Source organism: Microbacterium aurugineum, from assembly GCF_023101205.1.
Classification (GTDB): domain Bacteria; phylum Actinomycetota; class Actinomycetes; order Actinomycetales; family Microbacteriaceae; genus Microbacterium; species Microbacterium aurugineum.
Genome location: NZ_CP078078.1, coordinates 2,883,907 through 2,907,697, shown reverse-complemented (window position 1 = coordinate 2,907,697; position 23,791 = coordinate 2,883,907). Strand labels below are relative to the sequence as shown.

Here is a 23,791-nt window from a genome sequence, read left to right as displayed (position 1 = left end):
AGCACACCGGCTCCGGTGTGAGTCCGAGGTGATCGTCACCACGGTGTGAGGGGACACGATGACCGCGGAGACCTGGGGCTGGTGGATAGCCGCCTTCCTCGTGGCCCTCGACATCGTCATCCGCGTGACGGCGATCATCATCATCCCGCGCAATCGCCGACCGACGGCCGCGATGGCCTGGCTCCTCGCGGTCTTCTTCATCCCGTTCGTCGGCGTGTTCCTCTTCCTGCTGATCGGAAACCCACGGCTCCCGCGTGCCCGGCGGCGCAAGCAGGACCAGATCAACGAATACATCGCCCAGACGAGTGAGCACCTGCACTTCGGGACTCTGCGTCCGAACGCCCCCGAGTGGTTGGGGCCCATCGTCCAGATGAATCAGAAGCTCGGCGCGCTGCCGCTCTCGGGTGACAACGGCGCCCACCTGATCTCGGACTACCAGGAGTCCCTCGACGAGATGGCCGAGGCCATCCGCACCGCTCAGGAGTACGTGCACGTCGAGTTCTACATCCTGCAAGCGGATGCGTCGACGGACAACTTCTTCCGAGCGCTCGAAGAGGTCTCGGCGCGTGGCGTCGAGGTGAGAGTCCTCCTCGATCACTGGGCCAACCGCGGCAAGCCCCGGTACAAGCAGACCATCGCCCGTCTCGACGCCATGGGCGCCGACTGGCATCTTATGCTCCCCGTGCAGCCGTTCAAGGGCAAGATGCAGCGTCCTGACCTGCGCAATCACCGCAAGCTCCTGGTCGTCGACGGCAACATCGCGTTCCTGGGCTCGCAGAACATCACGGACTCGACGTACAACCTGCCGAAGAACATCAAGCGCGGTCTGCACTGGGTCGACCTCATGGTCCGTCTGGACGGTCCCGTGGTGCTGAGTGTCAACGCGATCTTCGTGGCCGACTGGTACAGCGAGACCGACACGGTCCTCGAGGGGATCGACATCGCCCATGCGAACATGGGCTCGGGCGACCTCGACTGCCAGGTCGTGCCGTCGGGACCGGGGTTCGAGGTCGAGAACAACCTCCGGCTCTTCCTCGGGCTGCTGTACGCGGCCAAGAAGAAGATCATGATCGTCAGCCCCTACTTCGTCCCCGACGAAGCGCTCCTGCTGGCGGTGACCGCAGCCGTCGACCGAGGCGTCCACGTGGAGCTCTTCGTGTCGGAGGAGGGCGATCAGGCGATGGTCTACCACGCCCAACGCAGCTACTACGAGGTGCTGCTCAAGGCCGGCGTGCGGATCTGGATGTATCGCAAGCCGTACATCCTGCACACCAAGACGCTCACGATCGACGACGGGGTCGCGGTCATCGGGTCCAGCAACATGGACATGCGCTCCTTCGGTCTGAACCTCGAAGTCTCGATGCTGGTGCGGGGCGAGGAGTTCGTCGCCGAGATGCGCGAAGTCGAGGACAAGTACCGCTCGCTCAGTCGCGAGCTGACCCTCGAGGAGTGGATGCAGCAGCCGCTGCGCTCCACCGTGCTCGACAACCTGGCGCGTCTCACCTCCGCCCTGCAGTAGCACGCGAGTGCCTTCCGGGTGATCGTGGCGCGGGATACTCTGTGTGCATGACCTCCGCGCTGCGTCCCCTCGCCTCCGTCGTCGGCCTCGTCGCCGCCGCGTTCCTCGTCGCAGGGTGCACCGCCGGGCCGGGTGCGGACACCCCGACGAGTTCACCGGCTCCGAGCGCCGGAGACGTCGACGATCAGAACGACATGGAGGGCACCCTGCTCGATGACGGTCGCATGTTCGCGGTCGTCACGTGGGGATCCTCGACCTGCGTGCCGCAGGTGGACCAGGTCACGGGCGAGGGCCAGACCGTGACCGTGACCCTGGCGGATCCGGCCGCGGAAGCGGAGAAGCCGTGCACGGCCGATCTCGCTCCGCGGGCGAGCCTCGGCGCCCTGCCCGAAGGCGTGGACCCGACGAAGGACATCACCCTGAACGTCACCTACGGCGATCTCACCGACGACATCGACCTCGACGGCGACCCCGCTGCCGCAGGAACGCCTGGAAGCTCGACCGAGTACCTGCCGACCGCCGGCTGGTTCGACGACGGTGCTCTCGTGCTGCTCACCTGGGGATCCTCGAGCTGTATCCCGGTCGTGGAGTCCCTCGAGGGCTCCGGTACCTCCGGCACCGCCACCTTCGTCACCGATGACGATCAGGTCTGCACGATGGACATGGGGCCGCGGGCGACCATGCTCGCGTTCGGCGACGACACCGTCGAGGACGACGGCACCTTCACACTGACCCTGGTCGGCGGCGGTCTCGACGGAACGGTCGAGGTCCGGTAGCGTCGCCGTGGGTCTCAGAGCATGTGCACCGGGTGGCCGGACGGAAGCGCCAGCAGGAGCGCTCCCGGGTCGGCCCAGCAGGTGATCCGCACGGCTTCACCGAATTCATCCCCGTCGAGTTCGATCGGGATCGGTCCGGGCACAGCGGCTTCGGCGGCTGCCCCGTGGAAGTAGTGCACCGAGGCGTTCTTGCCGCGACGTTCGAGCACGCGACGCCCGGCACGGAAGCGCCGCAGCACCGAGTTGTCCCACCAGATCTTGCGCCAGACGGCGAACCATCCGAGGACCCCGGTGGGTTTGATGACGGCGATGTCGAGGGATGCGTCGGTGATCGACCCGTCAGGGATCAGCGCGATGCCGGCGGGAAGGGTCCCGCAGTTCGCGAAGAGCAGGCTGTACGCGCGATGCGAATGCAGGCGGCCGTCATCGACCTGGTAGACCGCACGGAAGGGCTTCGCGCGGGGCAGTGACCGCGCGGCGCCGTCGACGTACGCGATCCATCCGACCGATTTCTTCAGGTTCGAGCGGGTGTTCGCGATCATGTCCGCATCCAGACCCATGCCGGCGAGAACCACGAAGGCGTGTTCCTGCTCCTCACCGTCGGCTCTGGTCAGGCGCGCCCAGCCGATGTCGATCGCGTGCCGGAAGTCGCCGAGAGCGGCTCGGATCATCTCCGTCGGGTCGGCGAGCGGAAGTCCGAGGTTACGGGCGAGGAGATTCCCGGTGCCGCTGGGCAGGATCGCCAACGGGACTCCGGTGTTCGCGATCGCTTCGGACACGGCGCGGACCGTGCCGTCGCCGCCCGCCACCAGGACGACGTCGACGCCGCGTTCGAGAGCCTGTGCAGTGGCCTGCTGCCCGGCATCCTCCACCGTCGTCGGGTAGAAGGCCGGGTGTTCCCACCCCGCTTCGCGGGACAGGTCCCTCACGGCTTCACGGAGATGCTTCCCGTCGACCTTGATCGGGTTGTAGACGAGTGCCGCCTGTCGTCGGACGGGGGCGGGCGTGGTCATGGCGCTACTCTAATCCGCGATGCCGCGTCTCGCGGACTGCGCGCATCCGTCCAGCCGAAGGGCGGTGTCTGCCGCACCGTAGACTTGGAAGATGATCGACCTCGCACTCCTCCGCGAAGAACCGGAGACCGTCCGCCGTTCGCAGGCTGCTCGTGGAAACGACCAGAGCACCGTCGACGTCGCACTCGAGGCCGATCGATCGCGGAGGGCTGCGCTGTCGACCTTCGAGGAGTTGCGCGCGGAGCAGAACGCTTTCGGCAAGCAGGTCGCGAAAGCCCCGAAGGAAGAGAAGGCGGCGCTCGTCGCGCAGGCCAAGGACTTGGCGGAGCGCGTCAAGCAGGCCCAGCACGCGGCGAACGACGCGGCCGAGGCGGCATCCGCTGCGCTGGCCCGCATCGAGAACGTCGTGATCGACGGGGTGCCGGCCGGCGGCGAGGCTGACTTCGTCGAGCTGCGTCGGGTCGGAGACGTCCCCGCCTTCGACTTCGAGCCGCGCGACCACCTGGAACTCGGTGAGCTTCTCGGCGCGATCGACATGGAGCGCGGCGCGAAGGTCTCCGGCGCGCGGTTCTACTTCCTGCGTGGCATCGGCGCACGCCTCGAGATCGCGCTCATGAACCTCGCGCTCGACAAGGCACTGCAGAACGGCTTCGTGCCGTTGATCACGCCGACCCTCGTCCGCCCCGAGATCATGCAGGGGACCGGCTTCCTCGGTGAGCACGCCGACGAGGTCTATCACCTCGACAAGGATGACGATCTCTACCTGGTCGGCACCAGTGAGGTCGCGCTCGCCGGTTACCACAAGGACGAGATCGTCGATCTCGGCGACGGCGCCCTCCGCTACGCGGGGTGGTCGACGTGCTACCGGCGCGAGGCCGGCTCCCACGGCAAGGACACCCGCGGCATCATCCGCGTGCACCAGTTCAACAAGCTCGAGATGTTCGTCTACACGACCGCGGAAGACGCCGAGGCCGAGCACCTTCGCCTCGTCGCGCTGCAGGAGGAGATGCTGACCTCGCTCGGTCTCGCCTATCGCGTGATCGACGTCGCCGCGGGAGACCTCGGGTCGAGCGCCGCACGCAAGTACGACATCGAAGCGTGGGTGCCCACCCAAGGCGCGTTTCGTGAACTCACGTCGACCTCGAACTGCACCACGTTCCAGGCCCGCCGCCTTGACGTCCGCTACCGGCCGGCGGTCGACGCGTCAGAAGGCGCGGCGAAGACGCAGCACGTCGCCACGCTCAACGGAACGCTCGCCACCACCCGCTGGATCGTTGCGCTGCTCGAGACGCATCAGCAGGCCGACGGCTCGGTGCGGGTGCCCGAGGTTCTGCGCCCGTACCTCGGCGGCCTCGACGTGATCCGGCCGCTCGACGAGGGGCGGGCAGCTCGGTGACGGTATCCTGGCTCATCGGTCTCGACGTCGACGGAACGATCCTGCTGCAGGACGAGACCATGAGTCCCGGAGTTCCCGAAGCGATCGCGCGGGTTCGCGACGCCGGACACGTGGTCACGATCGCGACTGGGCGCAGCTGGATGGCGACGCGGCGCTACGTCGAGGAGCTCGGCCTCACCGCGGATTATGTCGTGTGCTCCAACGGCGCGGTCACGATGCGTCGCGACGGAGACGACTGGGAGCGCTGGAGCGTCGAGACGTTCGACCCGACCCCCGTTCTCGGACTGCTGCGCGACCGCCTCCCCGAGGCCCGGTACATGGTCGAGCTCGCTTCCGGGCAGCGGCTGTACACCGAGCAGCTCGACGACTGGACGCTCGACGGCGGTCGCCAGGTCGACTTCGAGGAACTCGGCCGACTCCCTGTGTCACGCATCGTGGTCGTCTCGCCCGGGCACGACGAGGACGACTTCCATCGGCTCGTCGCGGATGCCGGTCTCAACGAGGTCTCGTACGCGATCGGTTGGACGGCCTGGCTGGACATCGCCCCGCAGGGCGTCGACAAGGGGACCGCACTGGAGCTGGTGCGCACCGAACTGGGACTCGACGGAGGGCGCATCCTCGTCGCCGGCGATGGTCGGAACGACATCGGTATGTTCGGCTGGGCGCGTGCTCTCGACGGACGGGCCGTGGCGATGGGTCAGGCCCCCGCGGAAGTGAAGGATGCCGCGAGCGAGGTCACCGCAGACGTGCAGGACGGCGGACTGGCGCAGGCCCTCGACACGCTTCCAGCACCCGCCCAGGTCAGCGCGGGAGAATAGAACTCGGCTAGACTCACGCCTTGTCGACAGATGCGTCTGTCGAGGAGGGTTGTCCGAGCGGCCGATGGAGCTGGTCTTGAAAACCAGTGGGCAGAGATGTCTCGTGGGTTCGAATCCCACACCCTCCGCAGCTGAGCACGGTGGCCCCTCACCGGCGCTGAATCCGAAAGGCCCCGAGTGAGCGAGAACCCCCGCCGCCGCCGCACGGTCGCGCGACACGGTCAGCTGGCGACCCCCGGTCCCGTCAACCAGCTGCTGAAGCTCATCGCGATCGGTCTGGCAGTGGTGCTCGTCAGTGGGTTCGGTGTCGCGGCCTACATCGCCTACGACTTCTCGAGCACGGTCGCCGCGAACGCCGTCGACCTCGAGGGTCAGGAGGCGGTCCCGCCGGACATCGGTGAGTATGAAGAAGGTTTCAACCTCGTCCTCACCGGCGTCGACACCTGCGAAGAGAAGTACGCGGGTCTGTTCGGCGAGCGGTGCACCGGTAGCGATGCCGGCGGCACCCTCAACGACGTGAATCTCCTGGTGCACGTCTCTCAGGAGCCGCGTCGCATCACCGTCGTGAGCTTCCCCCGCGACCTGATGATCCCGATCCCGGAGTGCGTCGATGACGAGGGCAACGTCCGCTCGGCGATGAGCAAGCAGCCGCTCAACACGGCATACACCGACGGTGGTCTCAACTGCGTCGTCAAGACGATCTCGGAGCTGACGGATCAGGAGATCCAGTTCGCGGCCTCCGTCACCTTCGGCGGCGTGATCGAGATCACCAACGCGATCGGTGGCGTCGACGTGTGCCTCGCCAACCCGATCAAGGACCGCTACACCGGCCTCGACATGGCCGCGGGCACGCACACCGTCGAAGGCCTGCAGGCCCTCCAGTTCCTGCGGACGCGCCACGGTGTCGGTGACGGTAGCGACCTCGGCCGCATCGGCAACCAGCAGCAGTACATGTCGAGCCTCGCCCGCAAGATGATCAGTGGTGAGGTGCTCGGCAACGTCCCGGTCATGCTCAAGCTCGCCAACACGGCGCTCAGCAATCTGGAAGCCAGCACCTCGTTGGCGAACAACCCGATGACGCTCGTGCAGATCGCGCTCGCGGTGAAGTCGGTGCCGTTCGAGGACATCGTCTTCGTGCAGTACCCGACCGGGGCGGACTACGCCGACCCGAACAAGGTCGTCCCGAACCAGGAGGCCGCCGCAGCCCTCTGGGATGCGATCGAGGCGAACGCGCAGCTGCAGATCACGCACCAGAACACCAGCAACGACGGCGTAATCGTGCAGGAGCCGACCGAGCCCGTCACCGAGGCCACGCCGGATCCCACGGCCACCCCGGACACCGTGGTGGCGTTGCCCGACTCGATCAAGGGAAACTCGGCCGCGCAGACGACCTGCTCCAACGGCAACGTCCGCTGAGACGCCTGCGCTCCGTGCAATTCGCTTGCGCAGTCTTGCAAGGATTTGCGTAAGCTGACCCCATGTCGAAGCGACTCGCCGAGGTGGCGCGCAAGGTCGGAGTGAGCGAAGCCACGGTCAGCCGTGTGCTCAACGACAAGCCGGGGGTCTCCGATGCCACGCGGCAGGCGGTTCTGACCGCGCTCGACGTGCTCGGATACGAACGGCCGACGAAGCTTCGCGGCGAGCGGGCGCGTCTGGTGGGTCTGGTGCTCCCCGAGTTGCAGAATCCGATCTTCCCCGCCTTCGCCGAGATCGTCGGTGGCGCGCTCACTCAGAACGGCTACACGCCTCTGTTGTGCACGCAGAACGCGGGCGGCGTGACGGAGTCGGACTACGTCGACCTGCTTCTCGCGCAGCAGGTCTCGGGAGTGATCTTCCTCGGCGGAAACTACACACAGGCGGATGCCGCGCACGAGCACTATGAGCGGCTGCGCCAGGTGAACCTGCCGACGGTTCTCGTGAACGCCCGCGTGCCCGAGCTGCAGTTCGCGACAGTCTCGACCGACGACGCGGCGGCGGCCGAACAGGCGGTGCTCCACGTGCATCAGCTCGGGCATCGACGCATCGGTCTCCTCCTGGGGCCCGACGACCACGTCCCGTCGCAGCGCAAGCTCGAGTCTGCGCGTCGTCTGCTGGAGAAGCTCGGTGAGCCGCTGTCCGAAGAACTCGTGGTGCGCGGCATGTACTCGCTCGAATCGGGACAGGCCGGCGCGGCGCGGCTCTTCGCCGCCGGAGCCACGGCGATCGTCTGTGCGAGTGATCCGATGGCCCTCGGCGCGGTGCGCGCCGCGCGGCGGGCGGGGCTCGCGGTTCCCGGTGACGTGAGCATCGTCGGCTTCGACGACTCGGCGCTGATGAGCTGCACCGAGCCACCGCTGACGACCGTGCGGCAACCGATCGAGTCGATGGGGCGCGCCGTGATCGCGCTGCTGCTCGCACAGATCGCCGGAACCTCGCGGCCGAGCGGCGAGCTGCTGTTCGAGCCGGAGTTGGTCCTGCGGTCTTCGACGGGTCCGCTGGCCTGACCGGGAGGCGCACCGGCGTCGCGACGAACGGCTTCGTGCGCCCGTAGCGTATCGCAAATTTCCAACATCTTGTTTACTTCTTGCGTTAAGAGCACGGAAAAGCTACATTCAACTCATCGCCCCCCGACGACGAGGAGTTCCGTGGACACTGATGTTCTGCGCAGCGCGGCACCTACCCGCACCCTGACGATGCCCGCGGGTGAGGGGTGGTGGCGCACGGCCGTCATCTATCAGGTGTACGTGCGCAGCTTCGCGGACGGCAACGGCGACGGCATCGGCGATCTCGCCGGCGTGCGCTCCCGCCTCGGATACCTCAAGAGCCTCGGGGTCGATGCGCTCTGGTTCACGCCGTGGTACCAGAGTCCGCTCGCCGATGGCGGCTATGACGTGCAGGACTACCGGCGCATCGACCCCCGTTTCGGCACCCTCGAAGAGGCCGAGCAGCTCATCGCGGAGGCGCTCGAACTCGGCATCCGCACGATCGTCGACATCGTGCCGAACCACATCTCGAACCAGCACGACTGGTTCCAGCAGGCACTGGCCGCAGGGCCGGGCAGTGTCGAGCGCGAGCGCTTCTGGTTCCACCCCGGTCGGGGCGCCGACGGCTCCGGCATCCCCACCAATTGGGTCTCCAGCTTCCAGGGCGAGACGTGGACGCGCACGCACAATCCCGACGGAACCCCCGGCGAGTGGTACCTGCACCTGTTCACTCCCGAGCAGCCCGACCTCAACTGGAACCACATCGACGTGCGCCGCGAGCACGAGGACGTCCTGCGTTTCTGGTTCGACCGAGGCGTCGCGGGCGTCCGCATCGACTCCGCCGCCCTTCCGGTCAAGGACCCGGCTCTGCCCGACCTCCCCGCCGGCGGCACTCCGACGGCGGGGCACCCGCACATCGATCGTGACGAGTTGCACGACATCTACCGTGACTGGCGTGCCGTCGCTGACGAGTACGACGGCGAGCGGGTGCTCGTCGGCGAAGTCTGGCTCGACGATGCAGAGCGATTCGCTCGCTATCTGCGTCCGGGGGAGATGCATACGGCCTTCAACTTCGGGTTCATGACGCAGCCGTGGAGCGCGCGGGCGATGCGCGACTCCATCACCCGCACCCTTGCCGAGCACGAGCCGGTCGGAGCTCCGGCCACGTGGGTGCTCTCCAACCATGACGTGACCCGTCCGGTGACGCGCTACGGGCAGGCGGACTCCTCGTTCGCCTTCGAGCGCAAGCGGCGCGGCACCGCGACCGACGTGGAGCGGGGAGCGCGCCGAGCACGGGCCGCGGCGCTGCTGGTCGCCGCCCTCCCCGGGAGCCTCTACATCTACCAAGGGGACGAGCTCGGCCTCCCCGAGGTGGAGCTTCCGCTCGACGTGATCGAGGATCCGATGCACTTCCGCTCCGGCGGTGTCGACCCCGGACGGGACGGCTGCCGCGTGCCACTGCCGTGGGCGGGCGCGTCGAGCCCCTACGGGTTCGGCGGAGCGCCGTGGCTCCCGCAACCTGCCGATTGGGCGGGGCTCTCGGTCGAGGCCCAGGACGCCGACCCGGGCTCGACGTTGAACCTCTACCGTGCGGCGATCGCGGTGCGCCGACGCATCGACGACTTCGCCGGAAGCGAACTGGAGTGGCTCGAGCTCGGCGCCGATGTCCTCGCGTTCCGTCGCGGCGACGGCACGGTCAGCATCACCAACCTCGGCGCGGTGCCGGTTCCGCTGCCCGCGCACCATGAGGTGCTGCTCGCCAGCACGCTCCTCGACGGTGGCGCACTGCCCCCCGACTCCACTGCCTGGCTCGCTCTTCGAGCCGTTCCCGGGCGCTCTCCGCGAGCGCACAAGTAGCCCTGCATCACCCGATCCGCATCACATGGAAGGACTGACAATGAAGTCACCAACGAAAGCCCTGGTCGCCGGCGTCGCCGTGCTCGCCACGGTCGGCGCACTCGCCGGCTGCACGCCGAGCGGCGATGACGGTGCCGATGGCAAGACCGAGCTGCGCGTCGCCACGTTCCCCCCGGGAGCCGACGCCGCGGCCTATGAGGCGTTCGCCGCCCAGGAGAAGCAGTTCGAGGAGGAGCACCCCGACATCGACATCATCGGCGTCGAGTACGAGTGGGAGGGCCCGACCTTCGCGGTGCAACTCGCCGGTGGCAGCCTGCCCGACGTGTTCACCGTGCCTTTCACCGACTCCAAGACACTGCTCGAGAACGGGCAGCTGATGGACGTGACCGACGCGATCGAGGAGCTCGGCTACACAGACAAGTTCAATCCGATCATCCTCGACGGGGTCACCGGCTCCGATGGGAAGATCTATGGTTTCCCGCGCCAGGCCTACGCAGCAGCGCTGCACTACAACCGGGACCTGTTCGAGGCGGCGGGGCTCGATCCCGACAACCCGCCTCAGACGTGGGACGAGATCCGCACGGCCGCGAAGGCGATCACCGACGCGACGGGCAAAGCCGGCTACGCGCAGATGGCGATCAACAACACGGGCGGCTGGCAGCTCACCTCGCAGACCGTGGCGCGCGGGGGTCGCACGCAGACCGACAACAGCGACGGCACGGCGGAGTCGACGATCGACAACGACGCCACCACGGCCGCGCTGCAGTTCCTGCACGATGTGAAGTGGGAGGACGGCTCGTTCGGTTCCAAGGTCGACCTCGACTGGGGCACGATCAACCAGGAGTTCGCGGCCGGCAACATCGGCATGTACACGTCGGGATCCGACATCTACACCGCTCTCGTCCGCGACTTCGGCATGGAGCCGTCGATCTACGGCATGACCGTCGTGCCGATGGAGGGCGACGACCCCGGGACCCTCGGCGGCGGTGACATCGCGGTGATCAGCCCCACGGTCGACGACGCGACGAAGGCGGCGGCGGTGACGTGGATCGACTGGTACTACATGCAGAAGTTGATGGATGAGGACGCCGCCGTCCTCGACGCCAAGACCCTGAACGAGTCGGGCCAGGCCGTCGGCACCCCGCTCCTGCCTGTACTCAGCCGCGAACTGTACGACGAGTCGCAGGAGTGGATCGCCGACTACATCAACGTGCCCGTCGAACAGATGGCGCCGTTCAGCGACCGTATCTGGGATCAGACGCCGGTCGGTGAGCCGAAGGTGAAGACCCAGGAGGTCTACGCGCTCCTCGACACCGTCGTGCAGAAGGTGCTCACCGATCAGAACGCCGACATCGACGCGTTGCTCGCTCAGGCGCAGACCGATGCGCAGGCGAAGCTCGACGAGTAGCGCTTCATGACGATGACGCTCTCCGAGCAGCGGGCGGCGGTGGAGGATTCTCCGCCGCCCGCTGTGCGCACCTCCCGTCGCCGCTCGCCGCTCACGTGGTTCCGAGGCGGCGGGCTCGCGAACCTCCTGTTCGTGCTCCCGATGCTCTTCGTGTTCGTCTTCTTCTCGTGGTCGCCCATCGTGCAGTCCGTGATCATGAGCTTGCAGAAGACGAACCTGATCGTCTCCGAATGGGTCGGGTTCGATAACTACGTCGCGGTGATCGGTGATCCGGAACTCGGTCGGGCCGTGATCAACACGCTGTGGTTCGCTGTGCTCGCTCTGCTCTTCGGTTTTCCGCTGCCGCTCCTGATGGCCGTGCTGATGAGCGAGGTGCGCCGCGGCAAAGGCATCTACTCGGCCCTCGCCTACCTCCCGGTCGTGATCCCGCCCGTGGTCGCCGTACTGCTGTGGAAGTTCTTCTACAGTGCCGACCCTTCCGGTGTGTTCAACACCGTGCTCGGATATGTCGGCATCCCCCCGCAACCGTGGATCCAGGATGCCGTGCAGGCGATGCCGTCCCTCGTGCTGGAAGCCACCTGGGCCGGAGCGGGAGGCTCGATCATCATCTACCTCGCCGCACTCCTGGGGGTGCCGCCCGAGCTCTACGACGCCGCCGAGGTGGACGGTGCCGGAATCTGGAAGAAGATCTGGCACGTCACGCTGCCGCAGCTGCGCGGCATCCTCTTCATCATGCTGATCCTGCAGATCATCGCGACCGCTCAGGTCTTCCTCGAACCGTTCCTGTTCACCGGGGGCGGCCCTGCCGGGGCGACCAAGACCGTGCTGCTGTACATCTACGACAAGGCCTTCCGCAACAGTCTGGGCGGCGACTACGGAGAGGCGACGGCCGTCTCGGTCCTGCTCGCGATCGTCCTCGCCCTGCTCTCCTGGCTGTACTTCAGGCTGACCGACCGTTGGAGCACGACATGAGTCCCACCACCCGCCTCTCGACCCGTGCGGCGGAGAAGGCAGCGGAGAAGGCCGCCGATCGCGTCGGAGACCGCACCGTCATCTCGGACTCGGAGCGGCGGCGGCGTGGCATCCGCGTCGGCATGTCGCTCACGCATGTGTTCCTCACCGTCGGGCTGGTGATCGCCGGACTCGGGCCGATTCTGTGGCTGGCGAAGTCGGCCGTCACGCCGACGCAGGACACGCTGCAGCAGCCGTTCGCGCTCTGGCCGAACGGGACCGATTGGGAGAACCTGTCGACTGCGTGGAACGACATACACATCGATCAGTACTTCTTCAACACGGTGATCATCGCGCTCGGCGCCTGGTTCGTCCAGCTGCTCATCGCGACCACCGGCGGTTATGCGCTCTCGGTGCTGAGGCCGCGGTACGCCCCGATCCTGAACGCGCTGGTGCTGGCGACGCTGTTCATCCCGGGCATCGTGCTGCTCGTGCCGCTGTACTTGACGATCGTCCACCCACCGCTCCTCGGGGATGTGAGCCTGCTCAACAACTACCTCGCGGTCTGGCTGCCTATGGGCGCGAACGCGTTCAACATCCTGCTGGTGAAGCGGTTCTTCGACAGCCTGCCCCGCGAAGTGTTCGAGGCGGCGCGGACCGATGGTGCCGGCCCCTTCCGCCTGTTCTGGTCGATCGTGCTGCCCATGTCGAAGCCCATCCTCGGCGTGGTCTCCGTGTTCGCGATCATCGCGGCCTGGAAGGACTACCTCTGGCCGATGCTGGTGCTGCCCGATCCCGCCGTCCAGCCGCTGTCGGTCCGTCTTCCGGCCGTGCAGTCGCAGACCGAGCTGGATGTGTTCCTCGCCGCACTTGCGATCGCGACGCTCATCCCGATCGGCATGTTCCTGCTGTTCCAATCCGTGTTCCTGCGCTCGGCGGGGTTGGGGGGAGCCGTCAAGGGCTAGCCGAGACCCCCCTCTCCCGCCGAGACCCCCGGCCGTTGTCGCCCCCAGGGCGGGGTCTCGACGAGAAGGCGGGGTCTCGGCGTCACGGGTGGGGAGCGGGGCGGGGGGCGAGAGTGTCGATCAGCGAGGTCATGATGCCGGGCATGTCGACCGAGGGGTCGATCATCCACTGCAGCTGGAGGCCGTCCGACGCGGCCTGGATGATCCGCGCCAGCGTCTCGGGGTCGAGCGCCGGACGCTGCTCCTCGGTGGCGAAGCTCTCCGCGATCGTCCCGCGCAGGCGCTCGCTGCGCTCGAGGAAGTAGGCGTGGGCCGGATGCTCGGGATCGGCGGCATCCACGGACAACCGGGAGAAGAGGGCGACGAGCCCCGGCACCTGCGTGTTGTGGCGGATGACCTCGAGGAAGCCGTCGCGGGCTCCGGCGGCCCCGGCGACGGAGGGATCCAGGCCGTCGTGCTCGTCGCGCTTGCGGAGCACCTCGGTGAAGAGCTCCTCCTTCGAGCCGAAGTAGTGCAGCAGAGCGGCGGGGGTCACACCGACCACCTCGGCGATCTCCTTGAGCGAGGCGTTCTGATACCCCTTGCGCCCGATCACGTCGAGGGCGCTCTCGAGGATCTCCTCGCGTCGCGCGACGCCCTTCGCGTATGAACCTCGTCGAACCATGATCACGAGCGTAATCCTGAATGTTGTTTGAAATCTAATACTGAATCACGTAAGGTTTTCGCAAGACATCGCTGTCCCCGCGAAAGGAAGACCATGACCGAGATCTCGGCATCCGACCTCACCCTCGAGGAGAAGGCGTCGCTCACCAGCGGCGCGGACTTCTGGACCACGAAAGCCGTCGATCGGGTCGGCATCCCCTCGGTGATGATGACCGACGGTCCTCATGGGCTTCGCAAGCAGGCGGGCAGCACCGACCACCTCGGACTCGCCGGCAGCGTTCCGGCCACGTGCTTCCCGCCGGCTGTCGGCATCGGCTCCTCCTTCGACCCCGAACTCATCGAGCGGGTCGGTGCGGCGATCGGTGTCGAGGCCGCGATCGAGGACGTCGCCGTCGTGCTCGGACCCGGCATCAACATCAAGCGCTCGCCGCTGTGCGGACGAAACTTCGAGTACTTCTCCGAGGACCCGATCGTCTCCGGAGTGCTCGGGGCCGCCTCGGTCCGAGGCATCCAGTCGCAAGGGGTCGGCACCTCGCTCAAGCACTTCGCGGCGAACAACCAGGAGTTCGACCGCATGCGGGCGAGCTCCGACGTCGACCCCCGTCCGCTTCGCGAGATCTACCTGCGCGGATTCGAGCGTGTCGTGAAGGACGCGTCGCCCTGGACCGTCATGTGCTCGTACAACAAGCTCAACGGGGTCTGGACCTCGGAGGATCCTTGGCTGCTCACCAGCGTGCTCCGTGATGACTGGGGCTTCGACGGTCTCGTCGTCTCGGACTGGGGCGCCGTGAATGATCGCGTCGTCGGTGTCGCTGCCGGCCTCGACCTGGAGATGCCCGCCTCCGGCGGACGCACGGACGCGCAGCTCGTCGCCGCGGTGCGCGCGGGAACCCTCGACGAGAGTGTGCTCGACACCGCAGCCGACCGCGCGATCGACCTCGTTCGCAAGGCGGGCGCGCGCCCGGTCGCGGAGGGCCCCCTCGATGTCGACGCGCACCATGCACTCGCCCGCGAAGCCGCAGGACGGTCGATCGTTCTGCTGAAGAACGATGACGCACTGCTGCCTCTGCAGAAAGACCAGAAGGTCGCCGTGATCGGTGCCTTCGCGACCGAACCCCGTTTCCAAGGGGCGGGTTCATCGCTGATCAATCCCACCCGGATCGACAAGGCGCTGGACGAGATACGCGCCTTCGGCGGGGAGCAGGTCACGTACGCGCCCGGTTTCGCGGTCGAGGGCGGCGCCATCGCGGCAGAGGGACGGTCGGCTGATGACCTCCGCGCCGAGGCTGTCGACGCGGCGGGCTCCGCCGACGTTGCCGTGCTCTTCCTCGGTCTGCCTGCCGCGGAGGAGTCGGAGGGTTTCGATCGCGAGCACATCGACCTTCCTGCGGCGCAACTCGCGGTGCTCGATGCCGTGCTCGAGGCGAACCCTCGCGTGGTGGTGGTGCTGTCCAACGGCGGAGTGGTGGCGCTTCCCTTCGCGGACCGTGTGCCGACCATCGTCGAGAGCTGGCTGCTGGGGCAGGCCGGAGGTGGCGCTGTGGCCAACGTGCTCTACGGTGTCGTCAACCCCTCCGGCAAGCTCACCGAGACCGTGCCCGTGCGACTGGAGGACAACCCCTCCTACGGCAACTTCCCGGGAGAGTTCGGGCACGTGCGCTACGGCGAAGGGCTGCTCGTCGGCTACCGCTGGTACGACGCGAAACGCCTGGATGTCACCTACCCGTTCGGCCACGGGCTCTCGTACACGACGTTCGAGTACGGCCCCGCGACGGCCGAGGTCGGCACGGACGGCGACATCACCGTGAGGGTCGAGATCACGAACTCCGGCGACCGCGACGGTCGTGAGGTCGTGCAGGTCTACGTCGCCCCTGCGCAGTCGATCGTGCAGCGGGCGCCTCGTGAGCTCAAGGCGTTCGCGTCCGTCGCCCTCGGCGCAGGGGAGGCGCGTGTCGTCGAGCTCACCGTCCGGCGCGAGGACCTGGCCTACTGGGACGTGCGCATCGATGGCTGGATCGTCGAGGGCGGCACCTACACGGTCGATGTCGCTGCGTCGAGCCGCGACCTCCGCTCGACCGTCTCGGTCGAGATCGTGGGCGACCCGGTGCATCAGGAGCTGACCATGAACTCCTCGGTCGGCGATCTGATGTCCCACCCGGTCGCCGGGCCGATCGTGCAGCAGGCCCTCGGTGGCTTGATGGGTGGTGGCGATGCGGCTGCTGCGTCGATGATGCCGAACGACGACGCGATGCAGAAGATGATGGCGTCGTTCCCGATCGGCCGCCTCGCCGGATTCCCCGGGCTGCCCGTCACGTTCGAGCAGATCGAGCAGCTGGTGGCTGCGGCGAACGCCGGGGAGTGAGCCGCGGGACGGTCCACGGCGATGATGCCCGCTCGCTCAGGGTGACTCCTCGGAGGGGGCGGGGACTCCCGCGCGAGCACCTGCGCCGCGCATGATGCGCGCGACGGCCGTAATGAGGAACAGCTGTCCCGTGATCGCCTCTGCGACGGCGACCGCCTGCGACGTCGCGGTGGAGGGGACGAGGTTGCCGTAGCCGGTGGTCGTGAGCGTCGTGAACGAGAAGAAGAGCTGGTTGGCGAGCGAGTCGTCGTCCGTGCCGTCGAAGATCGAGGCGGGGGAGACGAGGGAGAGCAGGTTGAAGGCGAACGTGAAGAAGAGGCCGACGAAGACGTAGGCCGTGATGGCTGCCAGGAGCGCTTCGAGGTTGAGCCTACGCCGCTTCACCTGGTGACCGATGATCGCGACCGGCGCCACGAGGAGCGCGACCATGGTCGCGGCCGAGAACACGATGTCGAGTACGTGCCCGCCCGCGCTGCTGAGCGCCGTGATGATCGTCGCGAGCCCGGCCGCCGACAGGATCACCCAGGCCACGTGCTGGATCACCGGCGGTGTCCCGGTCACGCGGAACACGACGGCGACCGTCACGAGGATGACCAGGAACGCCCACGGGCTCGGATCCGTGGCGCGTTGTGCCGCGCACAAGGCGTAGGAGACGACGAGCAGCGCGAAGATGATCACGTATCCCGACACCCCGTCGAAGACGGTGCCGGACGTCGGCGTCGCACCCGTCTGGAACTCTCGCATCCCCGTCATGTCGCACCTCGCCCCCGTCTGTCGACGGCGCGGGAGCCGGAGGGCCGGAGGAGAGTCTCCGGGGCGGGTACGGGCGGCGTCGCACGCTCATCGTGACATCCGTGCGGACCGAGCGCTCGGCGAGTGTCACCCTTTCCGGGCGATGCGGGCGCCGGTTCGTGACAGCTCCGCATTCCGGTTATGATGGTGAGGTGCATCCGTGCTTTCGGGTCGGATGCCTGGAGACGTCGCATAGTCCGGCCGAGTGCACCACCCTGCTAAGGTGGAGTCCCCTCACGGGGACCAGGGGTTCAAATCCCCTCGTCTCCGCACTTTTTCCAGGGAGGGAATCCGCCCCCGCCACGCGTCAGGTCGTGTGCTGTGGGCTGATCCACGACTAACCTTCGGGAATGCGTACCTGGTTCCTTCGCGCTCGCGAGTCCTTCTGGTTCCTGCCGACGGTGTTCGGGGTGGCGGCGATCGCCCTCGCGATCGGACTGACCGAGCTCGACCGCCTGCTGCTCGCGAACGGCGATACGTCGGGCGCCCTCCTGGCGGATCTGTCCGCGACGGGCGGGCGCGCGATCCTCACCGTCATCGGCGGGACCATGCTCGGGGTGGCGGCGACATCCTTCTCGATCACGATCTCGGTGCTGGCCACGACATCATCGGCCTATGGTCCCCGCCTGGTGCGGAACTTCATGGCGGACCGCGGGAACCAGTTCGTCCTCGCGGTCCTCACCTCGACGTTCCTCTACACGCTGGTGGTGCTGCGCGCGGTGCGGACCGAGCAGGACTCGATCTCTGCGTTCGTCCCCGTCACGGCAGTGACGTTCGCCGTCTTCCTGGCGATCGCCGACGTCGCGGTGCTCGTGTACTTCATCCACCACATCGCCAGGTCGGTCCAGGTGACCACCCTGCAGGGGCGGGTGCTGAGGGAGCTCGTCGAGGTCATCGACCTCCTCTATCCCGACGCGTCGGACCGTGACACGGTGGCGACGGAACCGGATGACCTCATCGTCCATGAGGAGTTCTTCGCCACCGCCTCGGGCTATGTGCAATACGTCGACTTCGAGGACCTCGTCGCTTTCGCACGCGCGCATCAGGTCGTCGTCCGCATAGCCACTCCGCCGGGAACCCACGTGCTGGAGGGCCAGGTGATCGCTCAGTCTCTGGTTTCCCGGAATCAGGGGCGGGACGAGAGCACGGAGAAGGCGGCGTCGAAGGCGATCACGTCCGCGATCGCCGTCGGAGCAGCGCGCACTCCCCACCAGGACCTCGGTTTCGCCGTTCAGGGGCTGACCGAGATCGGCGTCCGCGGGCTCGCAGCGGGAACCAACGACCCCTACACGGCGGTGGCTGCGATCGATGCGCTGAGCTCGGCCCTCGTGACCCTCTGCGGCCGTCCGGCGGCAGACGGAAGGTATCCCGGCGACGACGGCGAACTGCGGGTCGTCTGCCGCTGGCCGTCTCCCATCGAGCTGATCGCCGACGCGCTTCTGGCCCTTCGCACGTACGGGATGAACCACCCGCTCGTCGTGCGTGCGGGCGTCGGGCTCCTCGAACGGCTGGAGGCCGCGATGACCGGGGGAGATCGTCTGCGGTTGCGGGATGAGATCGCCGCGTTCCGCTCGGCCTACGTCGCCACGGATCCGCCGCCCACCGATGCCGCCCCCGTGCTCGAGCGGCTGGACGGCACCGTCCGCCGCCTGCCCTGACGACCTCGCGACAGCGGGGGGTCAGGAGCGTCGATCGTTTCGGTGCCAGAGGTGATCCAGGAACCTCTTGGCCCTCCGGAACACCGTGTCTTCGCGCGGTGAGAGCGTCTCGCCTCGGCGGAGACGGGTGCCGCGTTCGATCGTGATCTCGCGCGACCGTTCGGTCCGGTCGACCCCGGTGGACTCGCGCAAGGGGAGCTGCAACTCCGATTCCGCCTTCTGCCCGGCCTGGAGCTGCCTGCCGCGTTCGAGTTCCGCGTTGAACTCGGCGCCGATCAGCAGAGCCACGTTGATGACGAACAACCACAGGAGGAAGACCACGACCCCGGCGAGCGAGCCGAACGTCCGGTTGTAGTCGGCGAAGTTCGACACGTAGATGAAGAGGCCGGCAGAGGCGAGGGAGAGCACCCCGACGGCGAACGCGGCACCCAGACCCAACCACCGAAGCGGGGGCTGCTTCAGATTGGAGGTGCCCTTGTAGAGCAGGGTGACCATCATGACGACGGCTGTGGCCAGGACCGGCCACTTCACGACGTTCCAGACGCCCAGAGCCGTGTCGCCGATGCCCAGAGCATGTCCGGCCGCGCGAGCGACGGGCCCGGAGAGGACGACCACCCCGACGACCACCAGTGCGAGTCCGAGGAGCACGACGGTGACGCCGAGCTGCCAGGGCTTGCGCTTCCAGTACGGTCGCCCTTCCGGGACGCCGTAGATCCGGTTCAGTATCCGACCGAATCCGCTCACATAGATCGAGGCGGACCACACGGCGGTGACGACGGCCACGATCAAGGTGATGCCCGCAGCGGACGTGCCTGCCGCATCGGTCAACGGTGCACGAAGCGTGTCGGTCACGGCCGGGGGCGCGACCTCGGAGAGGAGCGTGAGCAGCCGATCGAGCACCTCGTCCGTATCCGCGAGCACTCCGACCAGCGCCATCACCGCCAGCCCCGCCGGGAAGACCGAGAGGACGGCGAAGAAGGTCAGGGCGGCCGCCGCGTCCACGCACCCGTCGCGAACGAACTCCTGGACCGCGCGACGCCCGATGTACGTCCAGGTCTGCCGTCGAATCTGCAGAGGAGTCGAAGGCTTCGCTCGATCTGCTGCTCCCGTGTCCGACATGTCTCTCACGCTACGCCGCCGGGAGGTGTCGAGCGGAAACCCCTTGCGCTACAGCAGCGGCAAGGATCGCGCCACACCGATCGGCTCGACCGGGGTGTTCTCGTCCGCGACGCCGAACCTGACGAGGGACTGAGGGGCGGAGCGGTAGTCCGGCGGCACGGTGTCGAGTCCGGCTGCGTCGAGGAGGACGAACTCTGCTGCCGAGCCCACGATGCTCAGGGTGCCCACGGGGAGGCAATCGATGATCAGCTGGAACTCCCGCTCGTGCGGGTACACCCTCGAACCGGTGATCGACCAGGCCGTGAACTCGTTGGCGGTCCGTGTGCACAGCCAGTTCTGCTGCGCGACATCCTTCACCCGAAGCAGGGCGGTGTTGCCGCGGAGGCGCGAGGATTGACGCAGTTCGAGGAGCACGCCGACCGATCCGCCCAGCACATCGACGATGACCCGGGTGATCTGGGCATCGATGAGAGCGTCGGGCGTCAGGAAGGGGTTCTCCGCGTCCGGGAGCGCCGGAAGTCCGGATGGGATGCCGATCAGCAGATCATTCGCGTTCATGCCCCGTCGCTCTTCCCAGAGGTCCCCAATATGTTGAGATTACGCGACGCGCTTTCGCGAACTCTGTACACGGAGTGTGAACCGGTGTCCCCCTCGGGTAGTCTCGCCCGCATGGCCACCGCAGCGACGCAGACCCATAAACGCGAAGCCTTCAGCTCGCGCAACGTGTTCATCCTCTCGGCGATCGGATCGGCGGTCGGCCTCGGCAACATCTGGCGCTTCCCCTACGTCGCCTACGAAGGCGGTGGCGGAGCGTTCCTCATCCCCTATCTGTGCGCGCTCCTCACGGCAGGCATCCCGCTGCTGTTCTTCGACTACGCGATCGGCCACCGCTTCCGCGGGTCGGCACCGCTGGCGTTCCGACGGATGCACCGTGCGGCCGAGCCTCTCGGATGGTGGCAGGTCCTCATCTGCGTCGTGATCGCGGTGTACTACGCCGTCATCGTCGCCTGGGCCGCGATGTACACGTGGTTCTCCGCCCAGCTCACCTGGGGTGCGGGCAACGAGGACGCCTTCTTTTTCAGTGACTTCCTGCAGTCCCAGAAAGTCGCGGACGTCGGCGTCTCCACCCAGTTCGTGCCGCAGGTGGGCATCCCCCTGGTCGCGGCTTGGCTGATCGTCATCGTGATCATGGCGTTCGGAGTGAAACGCGGCATCGGCCGGGCGAACATGATCCTGATGCCTCTGCTCACCCTCATGTTCGCGATTCTCGTGGTGCAGTCCCTCTTCCTTCCGGGGGCGATGGACGGTCTGAACGCGTTCTTCACCCCGAACTGGGAGGCCCTGGCCGATCCCGGCGTCTGGGCCTCCGCGTACGGCCACATCTTCTTCTCGCTGTCCGTCGCTTTCGGCATCATGGTGACGTACTCCTCCTACCTGAAGCGCAAGACCGATCTCACCGGCTCGGGACTCGTCGTCGCTTTCGCGAACTCCGGCTTCGAGATCCTCGCCGGTATCGGTGTCTTCGCGGCTCTCGGCTTCATGGCGCAGGCGCAGAGCACGGAGGTAGCCGGTGTCGCCTCCTCCGGCATCGGACTCGCCTTCGTCGCCTTCCCGACGATCGTGTCGCAGGCGACGGGCGGGTCGATCATCGGCGTCCTGTTCTTCGGCGCCCTCGTCTTCGCCGGTATCACCTCGCTGATCTCGATCCTCGAAGTGATCGTGGCCGCGCTGCAGGACAAGCTCGGCTGGGCTCGGGTGCGTACAACGCTCACGGTCACGATCCCGCTGGCGATCATCTCGATGGCGCTCTTCTCGACGACCACGGCCTTGTCGGTCCTCGACACGGCGGATGCCTTCGTCAACTCCTTCGGCATCATGGCGGTCGCGCTGGTGGCCGTGATCGTCGTGGCCTGGCTGCTGCACAAGCTGCCGGTGCTGGCGGAGCACCTGAACCGGCGTTCGAGCTTCCGGGTAGGGACGATCTGGAAGGTGCTCGTGGGCATCCTGGCGCCGGTGGTGCTCGGGTACCTCTTCATCAGCGAGCTCATCGCCAAGACGTCTGAGCCCTACAGTGGCTACCCTGCCTGGTTCCTCGCGATCTTCGGCTGGGGGATGGTCGTAGCCCTGGTCGTGCTGGCGCTGATCCTCTCGGCTCTGCCGTGGAGCGGGCGTTCGCATGCGAAGGACGATCCCGAGTACGACGAATTCCTTTCGAAGGAAGAATACGAACCCGATGCGGAGACTTCGGCGATCCCGCTGATCGACACGACCACGAAGGGAACCGGCGCATGACCACGACGGCGATTGTCATGATGATCATCGCGATGGTCACGGTCTGGGGCGGCTTGGTCGCCGGGATCGTGAACCTCGCTCGTCACCCGGAAGAAGCCGAGACGGAGCCCGCTCCGCCCGTCGAGCTCTGAGCGGGAGATGACCGCATCCGACCGCAGAAGTCGGGTGCGGGTGTCGGACCTCGATGCAAGACTGGGCACACGACCCAGGGAGGCACGTCATGGCGGCGATCGACCCGAAGAAGACACTCGATGCGTACCAGGCGAAACGGGGTGAGTTCCGTGTCGTCGAGGTTCCCCCTCTGCAGTATCTGGCGATCGATGGAGCGGGGGATCCGAACACGGCTCCTGCGTACGCCGAAGCCGTCTCCGCACTGTTCCCGGTGGCGTACACGCTCAAGTTCGCCAGCCGGAAGGAACTCGGCATCGACACCGTGGTGATGCCACTCGAAGGACTCTGGCATGCGCCCGACATGGAGTCGTTCACCTCTCGTCGCGACAAGTCGGCGTGGCTGTGGACGATGATGATCATGGTCGGCGACCACATCACCGCGGAGATGTTCACCGACGCCGTGGAGGCCGTGGCGCAGAAGGCGGCGAAGAAGAAGGAGCCGTTGCCCGCACTCGGAGGCGTGCGACTGGAGACCCTCGACGAAGGAATCTGTGTGCAGACCCTGCACCTCGGCCCCTTCGATGACGAGGGTCCCGTGCTCGACGATCTCCATCACCGCTTCATCCCCGAGAACGGGCTGCGGATGCGAGGGCGGCACCATGAGATCTATCTGAGCGATCCGCGTCGCAGCGATCCGGCGAAGCTGCGCACGATCCTCCGGCAGCCGGTGGCACCGACCACCTGACGCCCGCACGACTGCGTCGTGAAATCAAGCCTCTTCTGGCGGTGTGCCGTGACGGATACTCTTCATCGATGAGCACGGTCAAGCACGCCGCACGGGTCGCCAAGGATTCCTCCGCCTTCCGAAGGATCGCGCGCGCAGGCTTCGTGGTGCTCGGGCTGATCCACGTCGTCCTCGGCTCCATCGCCATCTCCATCGCCGCGGGCGCATCCGGTGACGCGGATCAGGACGGAGCGATGGAGCAGATCCGTCAGAATCCCGTGGGAGGGTTGCTGCTGGTGCTCATCGCCGTGGGGCTGTTCGCCCTGGCGGCCTGGCAGGTCGCGAGTGCCTTCCTCGCGAGCGATCCCGCCGAGACGAAGAAGTGGGGTCAGCGGATCAAGCTCGTCGGCATCTCCCTCGCCTACCTCGTCGTCGGAGGCATGGCGTTCATCTACGCGGTGGGTGGCCACGCCGACTCGGAGAAGGCGTCGAAGACCCTCAGCGCGGTCGTGCTGGCGGCCCCCGGGGGAGTGGCACTGCTCGTCGTCATCGGCCTGTCCGTCGCGGGAGTCGGGGTCGGCTTCATCGTCGGCGGGTTCACCCGCGGGTTCGAGAAGCTGCTCGACCTCCCCTCCGGAGTCGCCCGCGGCGGCATCGTCACGCTCGGCGTCATCGGGTACTTCGGCAAGGGCATCGCCGTCGGGGTGACCGGGGTGCTCTTCGTGGTGGCGGCCGTGACGCAGGATCCGGAGAAGGGAGCGGGGTTGGACGCTGCTCTGCACAGCCTGCTGGTGCTGCCGTTCGGGCCCGTCCTCCTCGGTGCCGTCGGGGTGGGACTGGCGGTCTACGGCGTGTTCTGCATCGCCCGCGCGCGGTTCGCCCGCATGTGAGTCCGCGTATCTCGT

At 67.2% G+C, this 23,791-nt stretch carries 21 protein-coding genes and 2 tRNA genes; 18 read left to right on the top strand and 5 right to left on the bottom strand.

Annotation, left to right across the window (positions count from 1 at the left end):
* The first annotated feature begins 58 nt into the window (after positions 1-58).
* Both cls and KV397_RS14025 read left to right on the top strand, forming a co-directional pair.
* Positions 59-1,519, top strand: coding sequence for a cardiolipin synthase (gene cls / locus KV397_RS14030; protein ID WP_261811519.1), 1,461 nt, complete (start codon positions 59-61; stop codon positions 1,517-1,519).
* A 47-nt stretch (positions 1,520-1,566) separates the two neighbouring features.
* Positions 1,567-2,295, top strand: coding sequence for a hypothetical protein (locus KV397_RS14025; protein ID WP_131492926.1), 729 nt, complete (start codon positions 1,567-1,569; stop codon positions 2,293-2,295).
* Positions 2,296-2,309: 14 nt separating this feature from the next.
* Here the strand turns inward: KV397_RS14025 and KV397_RS14020 are convergent, their stop codons facing one another.
* Entirely contained in the window at positions 2,310-3,308 is a 999-nt protein-coding gene (locus KV397_RS14020; protein ID WP_261811518.1) for a diacylglycerol/lipid kinase family protein, read from the bottom strand.
* Between the two features lie 91 nt (positions 3,309-3,399).
* Between KV397_RS14020 and serS the strand changes: the two genes are divergently transcribed.
* From serS to KV397_RS13975, 9 genes are all read left to right on the top strand, one after another.
* A complete protein-coding gene (gene serS, locus KV397_RS14015; protein ID WP_261811517.1) occupies positions 3,400-4,704 on the top strand; it encodes a serine--tRNA ligase in 1,305 nt (434 codons plus the stop codon).
* Positions 4,701-5,522 carry an HAD family hydrolase gene (locus tag KV397_RS14010; RefSeq protein ID WP_261811516.1) on the top strand — a complete coding sequence of 274 codons (822 nt, stop codon included), beginning with the start codon at positions 4,701-4,703 and terminating at the stop codon, positions 5,520-5,522. Before serS ends, KV397_RS14010 begins: the two co-directional genes overlap by 4 nt.
* Before the next feature lie 43 nt (positions 5,523-5,565).
* Positions 5,566-5,650 (top strand) — tRNA-Ser (locus KV397_RS14005).
* A 49-nt stretch (positions 5,651-5,699) separates the two neighbouring features.
* Positions 5,700-6,938: an LCP family protein gene (locus KV397_RS14000; protein WP_131492922.1), complete on the top strand. Its 1,239-nt coding sequence runs from the start codon at positions 5,700-5,702 to the stop codon at positions 6,936-6,938.
* A 62-nt stretch (positions 6,939-7,000) separates the two neighbouring features.
* Positions 7,001-8,005, top strand: a complete 1,005-nt coding sequence (locus tag KV397_RS13995) for a LacI family DNA-binding transcriptional regulator (RefSeq protein WP_261811515.1) — start codon at positions 7,001-7,003, stop codon at positions 8,003-8,005.
* Between the two features lie 189 nt (positions 8,006-8,194).
* Complete coding sequence (locus KV397_RS13990; RefSeq protein ID WP_153244698.1) at positions 8,195-9,841, top strand: glycoside hydrolase family 13 protein; 1,647 nt, start codon at positions 8,195-8,197, stop codon at positions 9,839-9,841.
* 40 nt (positions 9,842-9,881) lie between these two features.
* A complete protein-coding gene (locus tag KV397_RS13985; protein ID WP_261811514.1) occupies positions 9,882-11,249 on the top strand; it encodes an ABC transporter substrate-binding protein in 1,368 nt (455 codons plus the stop codon).
* Positions 11,250-11,255: 6 nt separating this feature from the next.
* Positions 11,256-12,221 (top strand): carbohydrate ABC transporter permease, encoded by a 966-nt coding sequence (locus tag KV397_RS13980; RefSeq protein WP_194239344.1) that lies wholly within the window; start codon positions 11,256-11,258, stop codon positions 12,219-12,221.
* Positions 12,218-13,165 carry a carbohydrate ABC transporter permease gene (locus KV397_RS13975; protein WP_248569759.1) on the top strand — a complete coding sequence of 316 codons (948 nt, stop codon included), beginning with the start codon at positions 12,218-12,220 and terminating at the stop codon, positions 13,163-13,165. The genes KV397_RS13980 and KV397_RS13975 overlap by 4 nt, the downstream gene beginning before the upstream one ends.
* An 82-nt stretch (positions 13,166-13,247) precedes the next feature.
* Here the strand turns inward: KV397_RS13975 and KV397_RS13970 are convergent, their stop codons facing one another.
* Positions 13,248-13,829 carry a TetR/AcrR family transcriptional regulator gene (locus tag KV397_RS13970; protein ID WP_153243541.1) on the bottom strand — a complete coding sequence of 194 codons (582 nt, stop codon included), beginning with the start codon at positions 13,827-13,829 and terminating at the stop codon, positions 13,248-13,250.
* Between the two features lie 93 nt (positions 13,830-13,922).
* On the opposite strand from KV397_RS13970, the gene KV397_RS13965 reads away from it, so the two are divergent.
* The gene (locus KV397_RS13965) at positions 13,923-16,190 is read left to right on the top strand and encodes a glycoside hydrolase family 3 C-terminal domain-containing protein (protein WP_261811513.1); all 2,268 of its coding nucleotides are present in this window, start codon (positions 13,923-13,925) and stop codon (positions 16,188-16,190) included.
* A 36-nt stretch (positions 16,191-16,226) separates the two neighbouring features.
* Here the strand turns inward: KV397_RS13965 and KV397_RS13960 are convergent, their stop codons facing one another.
* Entirely contained in the window at positions 16,227-16,943 is a 717-nt protein-coding gene (locus KV397_RS13960; protein ID WP_261811512.1) for an ion channel, read from the bottom strand.
* 220 nt (positions 16,944-17,163) lie between these two features.
* On the opposite strand from KV397_RS13960, the gene KV397_RS13955 reads away from it, so the two are divergent.
* Both KV397_RS13955 and KV397_RS13950 read left to right on the top strand, forming a co-directional pair.
* Positions 17,164-17,252: transfer RNA gene (locus KV397_RS13955), tRNA-Ser, on the top strand.
* A gap of 80 nt (positions 17,253-17,332) precedes the next feature.
* Entirely contained in the window at positions 17,333-18,640 is a 1,308-nt protein-coding gene (locus KV397_RS13950) for a DUF2254 domain-containing protein (RefSeq protein ID WP_261811511.1), read from the top strand.
* Between the two features lie 21 nt (positions 18,641-18,661).
* Here KV397_RS13950 and KV397_RS13945 read toward each other — a convergent pair whose 3' ends face one another.
* Complete coding sequence (locus tag KV397_RS13945) at positions 18,662-19,759, bottom strand: YihY/virulence factor BrkB family protein (RefSeq protein WP_261811510.1); 1,098 nt, start codon at positions 19,757-19,759, stop codon at positions 18,662-18,664.
* A 48-nt stretch (positions 19,760-19,807) separates the two neighbouring features.
* Positions 19,808-20,317: a hypothetical protein gene (locus tag KV397_RS13940; RefSeq protein ID WP_131494395.1), complete on the bottom strand. Its 510-nt coding sequence runs from the start codon at positions 20,315-20,317 to the stop codon at positions 19,808-19,810.
* Positions 20,318-20,428: 111 nt separating this feature from the next.
* Between KV397_RS13940 and KV397_RS13935 the strand changes: the two genes are divergently transcribed.
* The 4 genes from KV397_RS13935 to KV397_RS13920 all read left to right on the top strand — a co-directional run bounded on the left by KV397_RS13935 (position 20,429) and on the right by KV397_RS13920 (position 23,776).
* Complete coding sequence (locus tag KV397_RS13935) at positions 20,429-22,051, top strand: sodium-dependent transporter (protein ID WP_261811509.1); 1,623 nt, start codon at positions 20,429-20,431, stop codon at positions 22,049-22,051.
* Positions 22,048-22,182 (top strand): methionine/alanine import family NSS transporter small subunit, encoded by a 135-nt coding sequence (locus KV397_RS13930; RefSeq protein WP_081996931.1) that lies wholly within the window; start codon positions 22,048-22,050, stop codon positions 22,180-22,182. The genes KV397_RS13935 and KV397_RS13930 overlap by 4 nt, the downstream gene beginning before the upstream one ends.
* A gap of 89 nt (positions 22,183-22,271) precedes the next feature.
* Complete coding sequence (locus tag KV397_RS13925; protein ID WP_131494393.1) at positions 22,272-22,907, top strand: GyrI-like domain-containing protein; 636 nt, start codon at positions 22,272-22,274, stop codon at positions 22,905-22,907.
* A 68-nt stretch (positions 22,908-22,975) separates the two neighbouring features.
* Positions 22,976-23,776, top strand: coding sequence for a DUF1206 domain-containing protein (locus tag KV397_RS13920; RefSeq protein WP_153243549.1), 801 nt, complete (start codon positions 22,976-22,978; stop codon positions 23,774-23,776).
* The last annotated feature ends 15 nt before the right edge of the window (positions 23,777-23,791 follow it).